Origin of the sequence: Nodularia sp. UHCC 0506 (assembly GCF_034931045.1) — a bacterium.
In the GTDB taxonomy this organism is placed as follows: Bacteria; Cyanobacteriota; Cyanobacteriia; order Cyanobacteriales; family Nostocaceae; genus Nodularia.
On record NZ_JAYGHH010000042.1, the window covers coordinates 34,644 to 40,643 of the forward strand.

3 protein-coding genes are annotated in these 6,000 nt (G+C 36.6%); 2 read left to right on the forward strand and 1 reads right to left on the reverse strand.

What is annotated here, in order from left to right; translation table 11 throughout:
- Positions 1–179 precede the first annotated feature (179 nt).
- Entirely contained in the window at positions 180–311 is a 132-nt protein-coding gene (locus VB654_RS19230) for a hypothetical protein (protein WP_323215406.1), read from the forward strand.
- A gap of 206 nt (positions 312–517) precedes the next feature.
- Here the strand turns inward: VB654_RS19230 and VB654_RS19235 are convergent, their stop codons facing one another.
- Positions 518–2,704, reverse strand: a complete 2,187-nt coding sequence (locus VB654_RS19235) for a polysaccharide biosynthesis tyrosine autokinase (protein ID WP_323215407.1) — start codon at positions 2,702–2,704, stop codon at positions 518–520.
- Between the two features lie 1,689 nt (positions 2,705–4,393).
- On the opposite strand from VB654_RS19235, the gene VB654_RS19240 reads away from it, so the two are divergent.
- Positions 4,394–5,713, forward strand: a complete 1,320-nt coding sequence (locus VB654_RS19240; RefSeq protein ID WP_323215408.1) for a glycosyltransferase family 4 protein — start codon at positions 4,394–4,396, stop codon at positions 5,711–5,713.
- Positions 5,714–6,000 lie beyond the last annotated feature (287 nt).

The following is a 6,000-nucleotide window of genomic DNA, read 5'->3' on the forward strand; positions in this document are numbered from 1 at the left end:
ACTACTGTGAGAGATAAATCCAGAAAACCACAAAGCCAAGTATTAGTAAGGATTATAGCCAATAACACTAGCATGATTTTAGGCGATCGCCCACTTTAATCTATTTTAAGTAGTCTAGACCACCAGTATTTAACTTACACTTTGATCACCAGCTTTTTTGAGAAAATTACATAAAAAAATTGTACCGTCAATTGCGACAATTTTACCTAGTGTTATTTTTTAGATTGATTTTATCCCCAAATGAAAATATTCGTGAAACTATTGGTCATGTATCCAGTGCGATCGCATCATCTGAATCAGCTAGGAAATAATCTCATTAAGGCTTTTTGATGCAAAAAAACAAACCCTAGAGGTGTTGCTTCCCCAAAGGATTTGAAGTATTGTTTGTTACTTAACGAACTTAAAGGGTGGGGGCTTTAGGGATTTCCAGAAACTAAATTGCCCCATTTCATCAGAACAGATTTCTTCTTTATCCCCCCTTCACCCTGCTTCCTGCTCCCTGGAAGTATCTTACTCCTCACGTTGGTTCATAAGAATAATAACTTTTTAAATTATGTTTTTGCCCATTAGCAACGACACCTAAAAGATTAATAGGAGTCATTTTCAGGTCAGCGATCGCTCTCTCGAACACAGAGCGATCTGTTTGATTTATCCTTGCTACCATCAAAAGACCATCTGTTTGAGAAGCGATCAAATTAGCATCAGCGATTCCCACGAGAGGAGGAACATCATAAATAACTAAATCAAAGGCACTATGGAAATCAGCCATCAATCGCTTCATCTTTTCGGATGAGAGCAACTTTGCACAATCAGGAGGAAGAGGACCCGCAGTAATTATAGATAGGTCGTTCATAGAAGGTAGTTGTCTCACGACTTTTTGAATTGGCAAATTTGAGGTAATTAAACTACTCAATCCCCATAGATTATTTAAATTTGATAGAGTATGAATACTGGGTCGGCGCATATCCGCATCTACAAGTAATACCCTTTGCCCCATAGCCGTAGCTATTTGAGCTAGGTGAAAAGCAATTGTAGATTTACCTTCACCTGGCATAGCCGAAGTAATAGTAATAGATCGTATTTGAGAATCAGCATTTAACAAATGAATATTTGTATATAACATCCGTACAGCTTCGGCAAAGTTTGTGTAATTGTAGCTATAGTCTAGCGGTGATACAGTGCTTGCCTTAGTAATAGTTGTAGGAAGTAAATCGTCCGATTCAATAATGGCGTTTTGTTGACTAATAGCTTCAGGTTCAATTATTGCTAATTGGTTATTGAAGGGAATATTAGCTAATACAGGCAGTTGTATTCTTTCTTTCAAGCTCCAGGCATTTTGATAGGTATGATCCATTTTGTCTATTAGTAACGCTGCACCAATAGCCAAAACAATACTCCCTGCAAATCCTAGAATGAGATTGCGGACGATACTTGAAGACACCACAGGAAGTGTTGGTTGATAGGGTAATTGAATCAATTGCCAACCTATTTCTGTCTGAGAATTTTCAATTTGTAAATTTTCGCGACTCGATAAAAAACGATTCAAACTTTCAGTAGCAATTTGTAATCTGCGTTGTATTTCCGTATATTGTCGTATGAGGTTCGGTAATTGCTGGCGTTGTTGTTCCAAAATTTGTTGATTTTTTCGCAGTTCCTGATTGTTAAGCTCTAAAGAGTTCAGTGCAGAAGCAGCTTCAGTTTGCTTGGTTAGTATATATCGTTCCGATTCTTGCTGTATTAATGGTAGAAGAGCGTTCCGTTTCTCCCTTAATGTGATGATACTGGGGTTTTCCTCTCGGAAAAGAGTTGATGAACTGAGGATTTGGATATCTAATTGACGCAATTCGTTATTCAATTCCTGATACACAGGATAGCTATCCAGCACTGCTTTTTTGCCGTCTTCACTTTGTAAGAAAGCAGAATTGGCACGAGCTTGCACTAGCTCTACTTCAAGTGTTTGCTGTTCTTGAATTAAATTAGCAGTCTGTTGGGCAATTTGACTAGCTAGGGATTCTGGGCTATGAAAATTATATCTTTGTTGAAAAATTTGCAATTCTCTCTGAACTTGATCTACCCGTTTTTGTAAAGATGGTAGTTCTCTATTAATGTATTGCAATCCTTGACGGATCTTAGTTTGCCGTTTTTCCAGGCTATATTCTAAATAATCTTTAGCAATTTGCTCTAATACTTCTTTCGACTCTACAGGATTTTGACTACGATAGCTGACTTGTAGAATCTTGGTTTCATTTAAACGAACAATCCTGAGAGAATTTATGAGAGAGTTATAGTCAATGTCTGGGTAAGCAGATTGTAACTGTTTAATACTGTTTTGTAATAGTTCAGGACTTCTGAGGATGAGAATTTGACTTTCGTAATCTAAACTAGGTTTTGTTAATGGGTTACTTTGACTGGCAATATCAACGATATTAGTGTCATAAGCTACAGGTTCAGCAAGCATCTGAAAACTGCTTTCATATTCGGATGGTTTGGGATTTAATATCAAATTGATATATACACCTGTCATCACAGTTGCAGCTACTCCAATAATGAGTAACGCTCGGCGCTGTAACAAGCCTAGAAATTCTTGATAGTCCCATGCCTCTGTTGCCTCCTCATATCCCAGAAAGTTTTGATGTGGTACAAATGGAGCTATGGAGTTTCTACCCTCTTCGGGATTTAAAGGCCTGTATGATTGATTATTCATGGTGGTGTGATCAGGAAATTTTGCCGTAGTCTAAGATTATTTATTGCGGATAAAGCGGTTAATCTTCGCTTTGCTATGAGATGCTATCCAATAGCTTAATTACTTATTCTGAACAAACCGCGTTATTCTGATAGATGATTTTATAGCTCAATGTTGTACTTTAAGACTACCAACTCGAATCACCTCCTTTATTTACTCTAAATTATCAACAACTAACTTATATGTTCTAATCATGTCAACGGTAACAGGTAAAAATCAAGTTATCTTGTGTGATCCACCGAGAAAGCCAAGAGATATGATCATCACGATAACGTGTGGAAACTTTTAGCCAGGGAGACGAGATATCGAAGTCTTAGGACTAGAGAATCGATGGAAAAATATGAGATGAGTTTGAATATCACTAGATATTTAAATTTTGAATTACCCGACCCTGCAAGAATGTGGCGCGTGTTTATAGCGGTTTTCACATGAATAAGAATAGTATTGATAGCTCAAAACCTTGATGTAGGAGCGGGTATGGCTACGGTAAGCTATGACAGATATGCTCAATTACCAATAACAATATTAATCAACCCGCTGCTACTAGGTTTATACTCAGCACTTTGCTATATATCTCCTGTGTCTCTTTGGTAATCAGTCCGAAAATTGCTACTACTCTGGTGTTTATCATGGATGTTAGACCTTTTTTTGGTCAGATATGCTGGTAGAAATAATAGCAGTATTTTGTATAAGTCAGTATTTTATTATTATAGTTAGGTTAACCGCAGCTACTAACCTTAGTTATTATTAACACTTCATTCAATGCAATTGTACTTACAGTATCTTGGAAGTAAGTCTATATATAACCACTATTTTGATGTTTTGATTTTTTCACGCGGACTGGACTGAATTTTTTTAGAAATCAAACCGGATTCCTATAGTTCTTGATTCGACAATTAACCTTAAGGATTGGAGATACATCAGTGTATAGATAAAAAATATACATCATCTCTAATTTCTGGATATTGAAATTTTTTATACTAAAATTGCCCAAGTATGGATGTTACTGAATTAACATAACATTCTATCTTGCATTGTGATATGTTGGTGGGCTGCTTTGATAATATGGTGAAGAGTTCTCTCGAAAATATACACCTAATAACTTATCAATACATTGATTAAGTAAATTTTAAAAGCTCAGAGGATTGAGAATAAATATTAACATACTTCCAAAAATTTATATCAGCGCTCTTTTAGCGTAAAAACTCGTATTCATAGATAAAAGGAGGATTAATAGCTAATCAGGTTATAAGTATAAATACGTGCAAACTCAGTAATACTGAAAAATATCACACATGAGTTTTTTATTCAAGTAACAAACTCATCAAGATTCATTGCGATTTATTTCATTAAATTGATTTTTCAATACAGTATACTGTGAAAGATATAAAACATAATAGGTTTGAGCGACCATAAACTGATCACGCAGAATCACCGAGGTTGTTAATCAACCATTAGTTACCGGATATCACAAAAAACAATAGTAAAGTTTAACGGGGAGCATTAAATTTACTACGAACATCTAGTTAACCGCATCAAAATAATCAGTGAATAAAAGTGGAACTTTATTGATCCACCTGATTCATTAATTACTTGAGTGGTTCGGTGGTATCGCCAACTAAGTTTGTTAAATCTAGAATACGATGATCGATGAAACTCAACAAATTGGTTAATCACAAGGTAGTATCGCCATCCATTTCTATTGGATCTGAATATGAAGACTCTCTTAGAGTCAAGCAATCAATTAAATTATCTGTAGTTACACAGTTTTTTCCTCCAGACTATGCTGCTACGGGACAATTGATTGAGGAGCTTGTCAAACAGTTAGAAAAGCAAGGGGTAAATATAGAGGTTTTTACCAGTCAACCTGGATATGCGTTTAGCTTAAGTACGGCTCCATGTTTAGAACATATTGATAGAATTAAAATCCAGCGATCGCGTAGCGCTCAACTTTGTCCGGGGAGAATTCGTGGTAAAGTAGTTAACGGTATTTTATATACATTACGGTCTCTTATATATTTGTTGGCAGCTTGGCGGCGTAATGACGTATTACTAGTAACTACAGCTCCACCATTTTTGCCAATAGTGGGCTATTTAGCCAATCTCTGCTTCAAATTACCATACGTATGTATAATATATGACTTATACCCAGACATTGTAGTTTCACTGGGTATAGTATCTAAGAATCACTGGGTGGCAAAACTTTGGCAAGCAATGAACGAGCGAGTTTGGCTCAATGCTAAAGCAATTGTAGTTCTCAGTCCTGAGATGAAACAGCGCGTTATCCAGCACTGTCCACAAGTAGCTCATAAAGTTTCTGTGATTCATAGCTGGGCTAACCCTGAATTCATCGTACCCATAGACAAAAAAGAAAACTGGTTTGCGTGGAAGTATGACTTAGTGCATAAATTCACTGTGCTTTACTCTGGTAATATGGGTCGATGCCATGACATCGATACTTTATTAAAAGCTGCTATAGAACTGCAATATGAACCAGTGCAGTTTGTGTGTATTGGTGGAGGAGCCAAACGAGAAGAATTAATTGCCCAAGTCAATCAACTAGGGCTAAGTAATTTTACGTTCTTACCTTATCAAGATAAAAAAGATTTGCCCTATTCTCTCACCTCGTGCGATTTGTCTTTGGTGAGTATTAACCCATCGAGCGAAAGTTTAGTTCTACCTAGCAAGTTGTACTCAGCATTATCAGCCGGCAGACCATTAGCAGTAGTTTGTTCACCATACTCAAGCTTAAGACAAATAATCGCCGATGCCGACTGTGGTGCAGCGTTTGATCATGGTGATGGTCATGGACTAGCTGAGTTTATTCGCTTGCTTCAGCGTAACCAACAACTAGGAAAACAGATGGGTAAAGCAGCTCGTCAGTACCTACAATTGCACTTCACGCCTAAAATTATCGCTCAACAATACCTTGATGTTTTGTGTCAGGCGTTGAACATTAAAACGAATTAAGGTCTTCTTTGGGTCGCGTATACTTCGGATAGAGTTGAGCTATACTTCAAAGAAATTCAGTTCATGTATAGAAGTTACATATCTATGGTATAAGTTATTCAGGAAAAAATAGAGGTAAAAGATATCAATCCAGATTCTTAGCTCATGCTTTTCAGGTGATTAAACATCACATTTTAATTAAAACTCACTGAAAAAAATCAATACTGACTCTAAATATAGAGTGCTAGTTTTTAGGAGTTGGGCTTCGATGGTCTATTTGATCTCAGTCCCTCCCTACGTAACCTTCC